This is a genomic window from Rahnella sp. PD12R, assembly GCF_019200965.1.
GTDB lineage: Bacteria > Pseudomonadota > Gammaproteobacteria > Enterobacterales > Enterobacteriaceae > Rahnella > Rahnella laticis.
Genome location: NZ_JAHTMS010000015.1, coordinates 1 through 14404, shown reverse-complemented (window position 1 = coordinate 14404; position 14404 = coordinate 1). Strand labels below are relative to the sequence as shown.

Annotated in this window: 13 protein-coding genes; 9 read left to right on the top strand and 4 right to left on the bottom strand. The window is 55.1% G+C overall.

Annotation, left to right across the window (positions count from 1 at the left end; all coding sequences use genetic code 11):
* Positions 1–2 precede the first annotated feature (2 nt).
* Together KWG64_RS22395 and KWG64_RS22390 are read left to right on the top strand one after the other, a co-directional pair.
* A complete protein-coding gene (locus tag KWG64_RS22395) occupies positions 3–842 on the top strand; it encodes an ATP-binding cassette domain-containing protein (protein ID WP_218523164.1) in 840 nt (279 codons plus the stop codon).
* Positions 843–863: 21 nt separating this feature from the next.
* The gene (locus tag KWG64_RS22390) at positions 864–1700 is read left to right on the top strand and encodes a proline/glycine betaine ABC transporter permease (RefSeq protein WP_218523163.1); all 837 of its coding nucleotides are present in this window, start codon (positions 864–866) and stop codon (positions 1698–1700) included.
* A 51-nt stretch (positions 1701–1751) separates the two neighbouring features.
* Here the strand turns inward: KWG64_RS22390 and KWG64_RS22385 are convergent, their stop codons facing one another.
* Entirely contained in the window at positions 1752–3539 is a 1788-nt protein-coding gene (locus KWG64_RS22385) for a methyl-accepting chemotaxis protein (RefSeq protein ID WP_195824879.1), read from the bottom strand.
* Between the two features lie 319 nt (positions 3540–3858).
* On the opposite strand from KWG64_RS22385, the gene KWG64_RS22380 reads away from it, so the two are divergent.
* The 6 genes from KWG64_RS22380 (at position 3859) to KWG64_RS22355 (ending at position 10222) form a co-directional block, all read left to right on the top strand.
* Positions 3859–4839, top strand: coding sequence for a TIM barrel protein (locus tag KWG64_RS22380; RefSeq protein ID WP_195815458.1), 981 nt, complete (start codon positions 3859–3861; stop codon positions 4837–4839).
* Between the two features lie 66 nt (positions 4840–4905).
* Positions 4906–5949, top strand: coding sequence for a substrate-binding domain-containing protein (locus KWG64_RS22375; protein ID WP_218523233.1), 1044 nt, complete (start codon positions 4906–4908; stop codon positions 5947–5949).
* A gap of 33 nt (positions 5950–5982) precedes the next feature.
* Positions 5983–7485, top strand: coding sequence for a sugar ABC transporter ATP-binding protein (locus tag KWG64_RS22370; RefSeq protein ID WP_195824874.1), 1503 nt, complete (start codon positions 5983–5985; stop codon positions 7483–7485).
* A 46-nt stretch (positions 7486–7531) separates the two neighbouring features.
* Positions 7532–8503, top strand: a complete 972-nt coding sequence (locus KWG64_RS22365; protein WP_218523162.1) for an ABC transporter permease — start codon at positions 7532–7534, stop codon at positions 8501–8503.
* On the top strand, positions 8503–9360 hold the full coding sequence (locus tag KWG64_RS22360) for a MurR/RpiR family transcriptional regulator (protein ID WP_152324611.1): 858 nt from the start codon (positions 8503–8505) through the stop codon (positions 9358–9360). The genes KWG64_RS22365 and KWG64_RS22360 overlap by 1 nt, the downstream gene beginning before the upstream one ends.
* 1 nt (position 9361) lies before the next feature.
* Positions 9362–10222, top strand: a complete 861-nt coding sequence (locus KWG64_RS22355) for a ribokinase (protein ID WP_218523161.1) — start codon at positions 9362–9364, stop codon at positions 10220–10222.
* A gap of 61 nt (positions 10223–10283) precedes the next feature.
* On the opposite strand, the gene KWG64_RS22350 is transcribed toward KWG64_RS22355, so the two are convergent.
* The 3 genes from KWG64_RS22350 to KWG64_RS22340 form a co-directional block, all read right to left on the bottom strand.
* Entirely contained in the window at positions 10284–11468 is a 1185-nt protein-coding gene (locus tag KWG64_RS22350) for an MFS transporter (protein WP_218523160.1), read from the bottom strand.
* 140 nt (positions 11469–11608) lie between these two features.
* On the bottom strand, positions 11609–12502 hold the full coding sequence (locus KWG64_RS22345; RefSeq protein ID WP_218523159.1) for a LysR family transcriptional regulator: 894 nt from the start codon (positions 12500–12502) through the stop codon (positions 11609–11611).
* A complete protein-coding gene (locus KWG64_RS22340; RefSeq protein ID WP_195824870.1) occupies positions 12502–12807 on the bottom strand; it encodes a SelT/SelW/SelH family protein in 306 nt (101 codons plus the stop codon). Before KWG64_RS22340 ends, KWG64_RS22345 begins: the two co-directional genes overlap by 1 nt.
* A gap of 246 nt (positions 12808–13053) precedes the next feature.
* On the opposite strand from KWG64_RS22340, the gene KWG64_RS22335 reads away from it, so the two are divergent.
* A complete protein-coding gene (locus tag KWG64_RS22335; RefSeq protein WP_218523158.1) occupies positions 13054–14151 on the top strand; it encodes an NADH:flavin oxidoreductase/NADH oxidase in 1098 nt (365 codons plus the stop codon).
* Positions 14152–14404: the final 253 nt, after the last annotated feature.

Here is a 14404-nt window from a genome sequence, read left to right as displayed (position 1 = left end):
TTATGACGCAATCCATCATCGAGTTACGTCGTGTTTTTAAAAGTTATTCTTCTGCGACCGGAAAGAAACTGTTTTCCCGCGAGAAGAATAAACCGCCGGTCAATGCGCTGGACGATATTAGTTTGCAAATAACAGCCGGTGAGATTTTTGTTATTGTCGGGCTTTCCGGCTCGGGGAAATCGACGCTGCTGCGCGCGCTCAATTTTCTCATTCAGCCGGGTGCCGGCGATGTCCTGTTTCAGGGGCAGGCGCTGGGCAGCCTGAATGCCCGCGAAATGATTGAACTGCGCCGCAGCCAGATTGGCATGGTTTTTCAGTCGTTTGCGCTGTTTGACGAACGCACCGTGCTCGATAACGTGGCGTTCGGGCTGGAAGTGTCGGGTGTCAGCCGTGACGAACGGCACAAACGGGCGCACGCGATGCTGGAAAAAGTCGGGCTGGCGCACGTTGCCGCGCAATATCCGCATCAGCTTTCCGGCGGCATGCAGCAGCGCGTCGGGCTGGCGCGGGCGCTGGTGGTGAACCCGGCAGTGTTGCTGATGGATGAGGCGTTCTCAGCGCTGGATCCGATTATCCGCCGCGACATGCAGTCATTGCTGCTGGCCCTTCAGGCGGAACAACAGCGAACGGTGGTTTTCGTTACCCACGATATGGAAGAAGCGCTGCTTCTGGGGACACGCATTGCGATTATGGAGGAGGGCAAACTGGTGCAGGTCGGTACGCCGGAAAACATCATTAACGCTCCGGCGTCGCCTTATGTCCGGCACTTTTTCTCCGGCGTGGATACCTCGCGCTGGCAGCTGGCCGAATCTTACGCCGATGTCTGGCAGCCGCCGCTTTAAGCTTTTTATACAGAGAACGTTATGGCCTATCCCTTAGATTTTAGCCGTCAGATCGACAGCGCCATTCACGCGCTGCTGGTGCATGCCGGTGGTTTTTTTGACGGCCTTTCGGCTGGCATCGACGCCGTTGCCGGCGGGCTGGAAACCCTGACCGGCTGGCTCTCGCCGTGGGGGCTGGTGTTTCTGGCCGTCGCGATTGGCTTCTGGCGTATTGGCAAAGGCTTCGCGCTGTTTGCGCTGCTCGCCACGCTTTACATCGTTTACAGCGGCTACAGCGATCACGCGTCAATCACGCTGGCACTGACGCTTTCCTCGACATTTTTCAGTCTGCTGTTTGGCATTCCGCTGGGGATCTGGAGCGCACGCCGCGCCACCGTCGGCAGTGTCGTGCGCACGCTGATGGATTTCATGCAGACCATGCCCGCATTTGTTTATCTGATCCCCGCGACCATTTTGTTTGGCCTCGGGCGTCCGCCGGGCATTTTTGCCACCATCTTATTTTCCATGCCGCCAGTGGTGCGCCTCACGGATCTGGGGATCCGCCAGGTGAGTCAGGCGCGTATCGAAGCCGGGCTGGCGTTCGGCTGTACGCCGTGGCAGTTGCTGTGGAAAGTGCAGCTGCCTGCCGCGCAACCGGCAATTATGGCGGGCGTGAACCAGACGATTATGATGGCAATGTCGATGGTGATTATCGCCTCGATGGTCGGTGCCGGTGGTCTGGGGAATGATATTCTCAGCAGTATTCAGCAGCTGGATATCGGACTCGGGTTACAAAGCGGAGTTGTGGTGGTGCTGATGGCGATTTTGCTGGACCGGCTGTCGGCCAGTTTTGCCCGTAAACAGGGCGGCAGGGCGTAAAAAAGGCCAGACGTGTGACAGCGTCTGGCCTTCTGATTTCATCAACAGAACTTACACGCGGAAATGCCCGACGGCGAGTGCCAGACCGGTGGCCTGTTCCTGCAAGGCTGACGCCGCGCCGGTAGATTCCTGAACCATCGCCGCATTTTGCTGCACCATGCCATCAAGCTGGGTAATCGCCTTGTTGATTTCATGAATACTCAGCATCTGCTCTTCGGACGCGTGAGTGATTTCCATCATCACGCTGCTGACGTTCGACACGTTACTGACGATTTCACTCATGCTGTCGCTGGCCAGCCGCACCTGCGCGGAACCCGACGCCACGCTGCTCACCGTCGATTCAATCAGCACTTTAATCTCTTTTGCTGCCTGCGCGCTGCGCTGTGCCAGACTGCGCACTTCGCTGGCGACCACGGCAAATCCGCGCCCCTGTTCCCCGGCACGCGCGGCTTCAACCGCGGCGTTCAGCGCCAGAATGTTGGTCTGGAACGCAATGCCGTCGATGACGCCGGTGATATCGCCGATTTTTGACGACGCGCTTTCAATCGTTTCCATCGTCGTAATGACTTTCGTCACCACCTCGTCGCCGCGCGTGGCGGCTTCTGAGGCGGATTTCGCCGTCGCGCTGGCCTGTTTGGCGGAACTGGCGGACTGAGAAACCGTGGCGGTGATCTGCTCCAGCGACGCGGCGGTTTGTTGCAGGCTGGCCGCCGCGGATTCGGTACGGCCCGACAAATCGTTATTTCCGGCGGCAATTTCGTCGGCGGCAATTTTAACGGATTCGCTGGTGGTGCGGATTTCGGACATCACCTTGCTGAGTTTATCCACGAATGTGTTGAACGCATGGGCAATTTGCGTCACCTCGTCGTGGCCGTCGGTCGGTAAGCGCTGGGTCAGATCATCCTCGCCGGAACTGATGGCGTTAAGCGTATCGCGTACCACCGACAAACGGCGGAACGATTTGGTGATGATCAGGCCAATCACGGCGGCTGAAATCAGCACGATCACAATCAGCGTAATCACCGAAGAGGTCAGCAGCGAACGCATACCCGCCGTTGACTCACTCTTGTCCTGTAACACAAGCGTGTACCATTCGGTGCCCGCGACCGGCAGGGCCCGAACGCGCTTTGTTGCGCCATTAAGCTGAATATCCACCGGCGTTTTCGCCGCGAATAAATCCTGCAAATTCACGCCTTCCGCCAGCGAACTGAACGGTTTCAGGGCCAGCTTATCGTCCGGGTGCGCGATGATGACACCGGACTTATCCACCAGCATCCCGAAACTGCCGGGCGTCGGATGGATGGTATTGACGTTATTCACCACACTGTCCATCGAGACATCACCGGCGACAATGGCTTTCAGCGTTCCGCCGTCCATCACGGGTACGGCGAATGTGACCACTAACTTACCGGTGCCCGCATCAATATACGGCGGCGTGGCGACCGGATGCCCGGCTTCGGCTGCCTGCCTGTACCACGGGCGGCCTGTCGGATCGTAATCGGACGGCACGCCGGTCGGATCGGAGAATTTCGCAGTTTTATTGGCATAACCGACGTAGACGTTGGTAAACCCGCCCGCGCTGGCAATTTGTTTAAGTACCGGAACCGGATCTTCCGTTAACGCAACTGGCTGAAGTGAAACAATCATCCCTGTTTTTGAACTGACCCAGTCGCTGATCCCTTGCGTGTGGCTGGAGGTCAGGGCGTTCAGCGTGGTATCTGTCGCCTGACTGTTGTATTTATCTGCAACGGTGTAACTGAGGAAGGTATTGATCACCAGCGAGCAGGCCACAATGGCGATGCAGGCTGTAATAATGCGCGAACGGATGGTCTTTAACATGGGCGTTTCCCTGGAAGGAATCTTAAGATTTAGATAACGGCAGAAAAGCGAAAAACTTGAGATGTGTCACAGAAAAACGGAGGTTTATAGGGAAGAAATAGCGCCCTTTTTTATTTCTGCGTGAAATTTATCGTCATCAGGCTCCAACTCACTATTCCCACCACGCTTTACCGAAATTTCGTGAAACTCCTCTCAAATCTGATCACAAAACCCGCAGGGGATCTTGCGGGTTTTTTCGTCTGATGATAGTAATGCACTACTTCACGAAATAATGTGAAGAAGGAAAGTACATTACGAATCAGTTTACAAAGGACACCCCATGTCAGAACTTAAATTTGCCACACGTCTGAACTCGTTTGCCTCGGGGGCTTATCTTTACTGGCCGGAACTGAAAGGCAAACCTTCAGTGCTGCAAATGATCGAACGTGCAGCTACGGTTAAAGGATTGACACATCTGGACCTGAATTATCCTCAGCACATGACTGATGACGTTAAAACCATGCGTCAGAAAATCGAAGAAGTCGGGCTGGCGGTCAACGGGATGCAAATGCGCTGGGATGCTCCGGAATTTAAAATCGGCGCATTTACCAACCCGGATCCCAAAATTCGTCGTCAGGCGATTGAGTTAACCAAACGCGGCATCGACGCCGGGCGTGAATTCGGTGCCAGCATCATGACACTGTGGATGGGCCAGGACGGTTTCGATTACTGCTTCCAGGCTGACTACAAAAAAATGTGGGAAGACGCGGTCAGCGCGGTGCGCGAAGTGGCGGAATATGCGCCGGACCTCGACGTCAGCATTGAATACAAACCCAACGAACCGCGCGCGTACAGCATCTTCCCGAATGCCACTACCTGTCTGCTGGCGGTGGAAGAAGCCGGTTGCAAGAATTTAGGCATCACGCTGGATTTCGCGCACGTGCTGTTTGCCAATGAAGTCCCGGCGTTTGCCGCGGCGATGGTGGCGCGCCGTTCACGCCTGCTCGGGCTGGATCTCAACGACGGCTGGGGCAAACGTGACGACGGCCTGATGGTTGGCTCCGTGAACCCGCGCGCCACGCTGGAATTCCTGCTGCAAATGAAACGTGACGGCTATAAAGGCGCGTATTACTTCGATACGTTCCCGGATGCCAGCGGCCTGGATCCGGTTCGCGAAGCGGAAACCAATATCGCGACCGTGATCCGCTTACTGAAACTGTGTGAAAAGCTCGAAAACAACCCGGCGCTGAATGAAGCCATCAGCAGGCAGGATGCCGTCGCCTCTCAGCAAATCGTGAACAACGTGATGCTGGCGCAGTAATAAAAGCGACCGCCACAGCGCGAGTCGCTGTGATAACCATAAAAATAACAATCCGAAGGCCAGATGATGAAAAAACTCTTACTGTCTGTACTCACCTCTACACTGTTTTGCACCAGCCTTTATGCGGCGGATTTACCGCCACTGCAATCCGACACCGAACCGGATCGCACCGACTGGACGCAACTGACCGTCAAATATGGCCCGTTACCGGCTATCGATAAATCGCTGAAAATTGGCGGCGTGTCGAAAACGCTGACCAACGAATACTGGCGCTCCCTCGGCCAGGGCTATAAAAACTTTGCCGATAAGCACGGTTTCACCGTGGAATATCAGGCAGCCGCCAATGAAGACGACCAGCTCGGCCAGCTCTCTATCGCCGAAACGCTGATTTCACAAGGGTTCAACGGCCTGCTGGTGTCGCCGCAAACCGACGCCAACCTGCAACCGGCGTATGAATCCGCCAAAAGCAAAAACATTGCCGTGGTGAACGTCAATGACGCCGTGATGCCAAATGCCGCGTATTACGTCGGTAACGTGCAGAAAGATAACGGCGTGCGCGTGGCGGGCTGGTTTATAAAAAAACACCCTGAAGGCGGCAAGGTCGCGGTCATCGAAGGCCAGCCGGGCGTGTATGCGGCAACGCAGCGCACCAAAGGCTTTAAAGAAACGATTCAGGCCAGCGGGAAATTCACCGTGGTCGCCAGCGTTCCGGCTAACTGGAGCCGCGAAAATGCGTACAACGCCGCAGCGACAATTTTACAGCAACATCCTGATCTGATTGGCTTCTACGCCAACAACGACGGCATGGCGCTGGGCGTGGTGGAAGCCGTTGCGGCTGCCGGAAAATCGAAACAGGTTGCTGTTTTTGGCACCGACGGGATTTCCGATGCGTACGCGTCAATCAAACGCGGCGAGCTGACCGGTACGGTTGACAGCTTCCCGGTGCTGACCGGCGAAGTGGCGATGGAAGTGGTTGTCCGTCTGATTAATGGCCAGAAAATCTCCCGCGTGGTGTCCACTCCGCAGGCGCTGATCACCAAAGACAACGCCGACGCATTCTCCACCAAAGATAACGCGAAGATTCGCCAGTTGCTGAAGCAGCAACAATAAGTCTGGCGTCAGAGAACAGGGCGAGGAGAGTTTATGGAACAGTATTGTTTGACGATGCGCGGCATCAGCAAAAGCTACAGCGGCGTGGCGGCGGTTCAGGGGGTTGATTTCTCCGTCAGGCCGGGCGAAGTCCACGCGCTGATTGGTGAAAACGGCGCCGGAAAATCGACGTTGCTCAATATCCTGTCAGGCGTCCGGGCCGCCGATTCCGGCGAGATCCTGGTGGAAGGGCAGGTGATTCAGATGAAGAACCCGCTGTCTGCGCGTCATGCCGGTATCGCAATGATTCATCAGGAGTTGCAGCACGTTCCTGAACTCTCCGTCGCCCAGAATATGTTTCTCGGGCGGCCCCTGACCAAAATGAAAGGGCTGTTTGTTGACAGAAAGGCGCAGTACAAACGGGCGGTGGCGATCCTGCGCCGTCTGGATCCGAGCATTAACCCGGATGAGCCGATCAAAAACCTGAAAGTCTCGCAGCAGCAGATCGTCGAGATCGCCCGTGCGCTGCTCGATGAAGCCAAAATTATTGCGATGGATGAACCGACGTCGAGCCTGACGCCGACGGAATTTGAACGCCTGGCTGAACTGATTTCTGATCTGAAATCGATGAATGTCTCGCTGATTTACGTCTCGCACAAGATGAATGAAATCTTCAAAGTCTGCGACCGCGCCACGATTTTGCGCGATGGCAAGCAGGTCGGCGTGGTGAATATCTGCGACGAAACCGAAGAGACGATCGTGACCAAAATGGTGGGCCGCAAAATCGAAAAAGTGCAGCACCACTCGTATGCCACCGAACGCATCGTGCTGAGCGTGGAAGATTTAAGCCGCGATAAAGCCGTGCGTAACGCCAGTTTTAGCGTAAAAGCAGGTGAAGTGCTGGGCATTGCCGGGCTGGTGGGATCCGGGCGCACCGAGTTGCTGAAACTGATTGCCGGTATCGATGCCAAAACCGGCGGCAGCATTGAAGTGGAAGGCGTCGCGGTGAAAAAACATAACGTCAGTTCCGCCATTCGCGCCGGGATTGGCCTGGTGCCGGAAGACCGCAAAAAAGAAGGCATCATTAAAGAACGCGCCGTCAAAATGAACATGGCCCTGCCGTCGATGGCGCGTTTTACCCGTTTTGGTCTGCTCAAAAAAAGTCAGCTGAACCAGACCGCGCTGGATGTGATGACGGATTTGCGGTTACGTCCGCTCAATATCGAAAAAACCATTGGTACGCTGAGCGGCGGGAATCAGCAAAAAGTAATTATTGGCCGCTGGGTAGCCGCCGATAATAAGGTGTTTCTTTTTGACGAACCGACCCGTGGAATTGATATCGGTGCCAAGTCTGAAATTTATAATCTGATTGAAAAACTCGCGCAGCAGGGAAAAGCCATTGTGGTGGTTTCTTCTGAAATGCCGGAAATCATTCGTATCTCCGATCGGGTTCTGGTCATGCGGGAAGGGCAAATTACGAAAGAACTTAACGGCGACGATATCACCGAAGAAAATATCGCGCGTTATGCCATTAATGATGTGAAAAAAGCCGTCTGAATTTAACGATACGCTCCGACACCTACCGATTTTTAAGGCCATTATTATGACGACTCAAGGTAATGTTCAGCCAAAGGCTTTCCCTCTGGCATTATTTAAATTCAATGTTCGCGATGCCGGTACGCTGATTGGTTTACTGATTATTGTGATCACCTTCTCTTTTCTTTCGCCGGTATTTTTCACGCTGCCGAACCTGCTGAATATTTTGCAGCAGTCATCGATTAACGGAATTATTGCGCTGGGGATGACCCTGGTGATTATTTCCGGCGGCATCGACTTGTCCGTCGGGCCAACGGCGGCGCTTTCTGCGGTACTCGGCGCGACGCTGATGGTGGCGGGCGTGCCGGTTCCGCTGGCGATTATGGCGACGCTGGGCGTCGGCGCGCTGTGCGGCGTTTTCAGCGGAATGTTAGTCGCCTATGCCGGTTTGCAGCCGTTTATCGTCACCCTCGGCGGCCTGTCGCTGTTCCGTGCGCTGGCGCTGATTTTCACCAACGGTAACCCGATTTTCGGCATCCCGATGGAGTTCCGCACCGTCATCAACAGCACGGTATTCGGGGTTCCGGCACCGATTGTGATTGTTATCGCCATCGCGGCAATCCTGTGGGTGGTCATGAATAAAACGCCGCTGGGCGAATACATTCTGGCCGTCGGCGGTAGCGAAGAAGCCGCGCGCGTCGCCGGTGTGCCGGTCAAAAGAACCAAAGTTACGGTGTTTGTGATTTCCGGCGTACTGGCGTCTCTGGCCTCACTGATTCTGATTGGTCGCCTGGGCGCTGCCGAGCCGACGATGGGGAATTTATGGGAGCTGGATGCGATTGCCGCGGCGGCCATTGGCGGGGCTTCGCTGATGGGCGGCAAAGGCAGTGTCATCGGCACTCTGATTGGCGCGGTTATTTTGGGTTCATTACGAAATGGCCTGACGCTTCTGAATATTCAGGCGTTTTATCAATTGCTTGCCACCGGCCTTATTATTATCATAGCGATGTTGATTGACCGGGCGACACGAGGCAAGTAATGAATCAGGATCCGCGAGCCATAGGCGCTCAAATTCGTATGAAATTGCCACATCTGACGCCACTGGAAAGAAAAGTCGTCGATGCAATTACGTCCAAAACTGATTTTTCTGAGCAAACTTCTTTAAAAGAAATTGCGCTGGAAAATAACGTTTCTGAGGCGATGATTGTTAAATTGACGAAGAAACTAAATTTCTCAGGATTTAGAGATTTCAGAAGCAGTTTGATTTATTACAACTATTCTGAAGTGGCAAATTTACATGCGGAAATTGAGCCGGGAGATTCGTCGGAGCAATTACTTGAAAAGGTATTTCGCACATCCATTCAGGCAATAGAAGAAACATTATCTATTGTCGATGTGTCGGAATTTAACCGCGCCGCTGACATTCTTTTTAAAGCCAGGCACATCGATTTATATGCCGTCGGGGGTTCTGCCGCCGTCGCCAGAGATTTGTCGCATAAGCTCCTGAAAATCGGGATCAAAACGACGGTCTACGATGATGCCCATATTATGCTGATGTCAGCAGCAGTCTTGTCGGACGATGATGCGGTGGTCGCTATCAGCCATTCCGGCGCCACCCGTGCGGTGAATGACCCGATTAAACTGGCGGCGCGCAATGGCGCCAAAGTTATCGCCATCACCAATTACGCCGAGTCGCCTATTGCGCGCAATGCGCATGTGGTTCTCAATTCAACCTCTCAGGGATCGCACTTGCTCGGGGAAAACGCCGCTGCCCGCATCGCCCAGTTAAATATTCTGGATGCCTTATTTGTGGCGATTGCGCAGAAGGATTTGAAGACAGCGGAGAAAAACCTGATGAAAACCCAGCAGGCGGTTCAGGACCTTCGGGAATACTAGAATGGGTAAAATTTTAGTCACGGGCAGCCTTCATTACGACATCGTGATCCACGCGCATCACCGCCCTGAAAAAGGCGAAACGGTAATGGGCAACGGCTGTTCGTACAAATTTGGCGGCAAAGGTGGCAATCAGGCGGTGTCCGCCGCAAAAGCGGGCGCGCAGGTCAGCTTTGCCGGTGCTGTTGGCGCAGATACACAGGGTGATTTCCTGCGTTCCGTGCTCGAAGAAAACGGCGTGAATACGGATTTTGTGGCAGTCAGTGCTGACGTGCCGTCGGGCATGAGTGTTGCGCTGATGGACGCGGAAGGGGATTACGGCGCGGTCGTTGTCTCCAACGCCAATAACCGGGTGGACGCCGCGCAATTTAGCCACGACGCCCTCTGGCAACAGGTTGAGATGTTGCTGCTGCAAAACGAAGTGCCGGAAGCGGTCAATCTGGTGGCCGCCGAAGCGGCAAAACAGCGCGGCATCCGCGTCTGCCTGAACGCCGCTCCGGCGCGCGCGATGTGCAGCGCGATGCAATCCGCCGTCAGCTTGCTGGTGGTCAACGGCGTCGAAGCCCGCGACCTGAGCGGAATTGCAGTGAATTCGTTATCCGACGCCCGCGCCGCCGCCGAATGGCTCGGCGGGCATTATCCGGCAGTGGTCGTCACGGCAGGCGAACACGGCGTCGCCTGGTGCGAAACCGGTGAACGTAGCCAGTCCATGCCCGCTGAAAAAGTCGAACTGATCAGCACGCACGGCGCAGGCGACTGCTTTATGGGCATGTTGTGTACGTCACTTTTGCAGGGTAAAACGCTGGCTGATTCCGTGGCAAAAGCCAACCGCGCCGCCGCAGAACACGTTTCACGTAAAGCGTAGCGTTGATGCAAAACACTAAGGCAGGGAGATCTCTGCCTTATTGTTTTATTCCCTTTCAGGGCTATGACTTACAGCGCATAAATTCAATCAAACCTGCTGCCAGCAACAAAATAATCCCGCTGCCGGTGACCGTTCCCAGCGTGCCGTGTGCATCAAGTAAAAGCCCGCCCAATGTTGCACCTGCCGTGATGGCAAGCTGAATTGAGGCGACCTGCAAACCGCCACCGCTTTCGGTTTCATCCGGTACTGCGTAAGTCAGCCACGTCGTCCACGCCACCGGGACGGCGCCAAAAACAAATCCCCACAGCGTGACCAGAATTGCCGTCACTGGCTGACTTTCGCCGAATCTGACCAAAACCGCCGCCATCAGCGCCAGTATCAGAGGCATGAAGAGCAGGGTGCCTTTCAGGCTGCGGCGCAGCATCATGCCTGACGCCGCCGTCCCGAGAATATTAGCGATGCCAAAGCCCAGCAAAATGGCCGAAACACCGCTTACGCTGAAATGCGCCACGTTTTCCAGCAAGGGACGCAGATAGGTAAAGAAGGCGAAATGCCCCCCAAATACGCCGACCATTCCGGCCATCGCCAGCCGGATTTGTGGTCTTTTCAGCAGTCCGAATAATGTGCTCAGGCGCGTTTGTCCGGCCGGTTTCATGGAAGGAAATACGCTGTACTGCCAGACAAGCGTGATAATACCCAGCGCCGCCGTGACCAGAAATACGCCGCGCCAGCCTGCGATATCGCCGAGCCAGGTTCCCAGCGGCGTCGCAACGGCCATCGCGACAGAAACGCCGCCGAAAATAACCGACAGTGCTTTCGGGATCAGCGATTTATGCACCAGCCGCATTGAAACTGCCGCCGCCATCGACCAGAATCCGCCAAGACTGATGCCCAGTAATAAACGCCCGATCAGCAACACCGTGTAATCCGGCGCAGCTGCCACCATGACATTGGAGGCAATCGAAATCAGCGTGAAACCCATCAGCACCAGGCGGCGGTCAAGTCTGCGGCAAGCTGCCGCGATAAACAGGCTGGCGATCATTCCCATAATGGATGTCGCGCTGACTGCCTGTCCGGCCATGCCTTCGCTGATACCCAGATCGGTAGCTATGGGCGTTAACAAACTGATGGGCAGTAATTCTGCAGTCACCAGACTGACTACGCTTAAAGCAATTGAAAATACGGCGCTCCAGTGAGCGTGAACGGGGGATCCCGCCGCCGCTTTCTGAGGATAGGTTTGCGTCATGAAAGAGTATCCGTGCGTGTTGATATCGGGGGTTACAGGAAGCAGGAAGTGTAGGGAGAACGTTCCCGCTAATGAATAGCGGGAAATGGGACACCATCATGAGCCAGGCTCATCAATGAAATAAATTATGCCGAATTACGCTAAATCCCCGCCCGCAGCGCCTTCACGACTAACGCCAGTGCGCGCGATGATTCCCGGCGGCTGGGGTAGTAAATATGCAGGCCGTCCCAGACCGGACACCATTCATCCATCACCTGAATCAGTTTCCCTTCGGCGATCAGCGGCGCCACAATGTCTTCCGGAATATGCGCCAGACCGAAGCCTGAAACGGCGGCAGAACGGATCTGATACACGCTGTTAAAAATAACCTGACCCTCAACGCGGGCTTTGACCTCGCGTCCGTCTTTGGCAAATTCCCAGACGTAAAAACCCCCGTGTGTGGGCAACCGCAGATTGATACAACGATGCTGAAGTAAATCATGTGGTGTTTCAGGCTTCGGGTGGCTGGCGAAATATGCCGGAGAGCCGACCACGACAAAGCGCAAATCCGGGCCGATCCGCGCTGAAATCATTCCGTTCGTCACCTGTTCACCCAGGCGGATACCCGCGTCGTAACGGTTAGCGACGATGTCCGTCAGCCCGTAGTCGCTGATAAGCTCGACGGTGATGTCCGGGTATTCATGCAGAAAATGTTCCAGCTTAGGCCATAAAAGCTGATTAATGGCGTAGTCCGTCGCGGATATGCGGATCACGCCGGAAGGTTTATCGCGCAGGTCATTGAGTGCCGCCAGCTCGCTGTAAATCTCATCAAAACGCGGTGCCAGCGTAGCGAGCAGGCGCTCACCGACATCAGTCGCCGAGACGCTGCGGGTAGTACGGGTCAGTAACCGCATACCGAGCCGCGATTCCAGACCGCGAATGGTATGGCTGAGTGCTGACTGTGAAACACCCAGCTGTGCGGCGGCGCGGGTAAAACTCTTCTCGCGGGCAACGGTAACAAACGCCACCAGATCGTTAAGATTATCGCGCGGCATTACGCTTGTCCGTCCTCTGGAATTTTCTTCTTATCCGCATGCCCCAAATCCCGGTCGGGGAAGCAGATATCGCGCACGCGCTGTTTAAGCGGTGCGGCGTCCGGAAAACCGCCGTCTCTTTTGCGTTCCCAGATAAGCTCGTCATCGACTTTAATCTCGTAAATTCCACCCGTTCCCGGCACCAGCGTGACGGACGCCAGATCGGTGCTGAACGAGTTCAACAGTTCCTGTGCCATCCACGCGGCACGCAAAAGCCAGTTGCACTGGGAACAATAAGTAATGGTCACTGCCGGACGTTTTTCCATGGAATAACCCTTCTGTGCGCGGTTTTATTGCCGCCTTTTTAACATGTGAAAAGCAGATGAAGCCTTGAAAATATCATGATGTGGCGCGATTTACTGCATATAGCGCATGCCGTTTAGCCGGGGAAGGGCACGCATTGAGTTATGGCAAAATGCGTCACGCACTATACTCTTTCCAGCTTTTTTAATTGTTCCCCGGTGACACTTTGATTGCCGCTTCATCGCATTAACCTGTGAAAGGAAAAAATTATGTCCGCACTCTTTACGCCGTTTACGCTGAAAGACGTCACGTTAAAAAACCGTATCGCTGTTCCGCCGATGTGCCAGTATTCCGCCACTGACGGCGTGCCGAACGACTGGCATCAGGTGCATTACGCAACGCTTGCGCGCGGTGGCGCAAGCCTGGTGATCGTCGAGGCGACCGCTGTTTCGCCTGAAGGCCGCATCACCCCGGGATGCTTAGGGATCTGGAACGACGCGCAGGCCGCTGAACTGGCGAAAATCGCCAAATCCATCAAAGCCGCCGGCGCTGTTCCGGGGATCCAGATTGGTCACGCAGGCCGCAAAGCCAGCGCCAACCTGCCATGGGAAGGCGATGATCACATTGCAGAAGGCGATCCGCGCGGCTGGGCGACTATCGCGCCTTCTGCGGTTGCGTTCGGCAAACATCTTCCAAAAGTGCCGAAAGAGATGACAAAAGCGGATATCCAGCGCGTTATGGCGGATTTCGTCGCGGCAGCCAAACGCGCGCGTGATGCCGGTTTTGAATGGCTGGAACTGCATTTTGCCCACGGCTATCTGGCGCAGAGTTTCTTCTCCGTGCATTCCAACACCCGCACGGATGAATACGGCGGTGATTTCGCCGGTCGCAGCCGTTTCCTGATTGAAACCTTCGACGCCGTCAGCGCGGTCTGGCCGAAAAACCTGCCGATCACCGCGCGTTTTGGCGTGATTGAATACGATGGCCGCGACGAAGAAACGTTGTCCGAGTCCATTGAACTGACGCGCATCCTGCGTGAGAAAGGGCTGGATCTGCTTAACGTCAGCGTGGGTTTCTCCACCTGGGAAGCGCAGATCCCGTGGGGCGCAGGCTTCCTGGCACCAGTTTCGCGCCGTGTGCGCAAAGAAGCCGGTTTGCCGGTCGCCAGTTCCTGGGGCGTGGCGTCTGCGGACGTCGCCGAACGCTGCATCAGCGAAGAAGACATGGATCTGGTGATGATTGGCCGCGCGATGCTCGCCAACCCGCATTATCCGTATGCGCTGGCGAAAGAGCTGGGTGTGGAAAATCCGTCCTGGGTCCTGCCCGCGCCTTACGCCCACTGGCTTGAGCGTTACAGCATCAGCTAACGTTCACCAGGATATTGCGGTAATAACAACAGGCAGAAGCGATTCTTCTGCCTGTTTTTTTGTGCACAGAAAACCCCCAGCTAGGCTGGGGGTTCAGTAAAGCTTTCAGCTTTGAGCCAGTTATAAAAACCCCTTTTGATTTGTTAAAACAGTTTGCGGTCTGGCAACTGCAAAGGTTCAACAAGAAATCAAAAGGGGGTCCCAATGAGGGACGAAAAGAGCTTAGCGCACACGCGATGGAACTGTAAATATC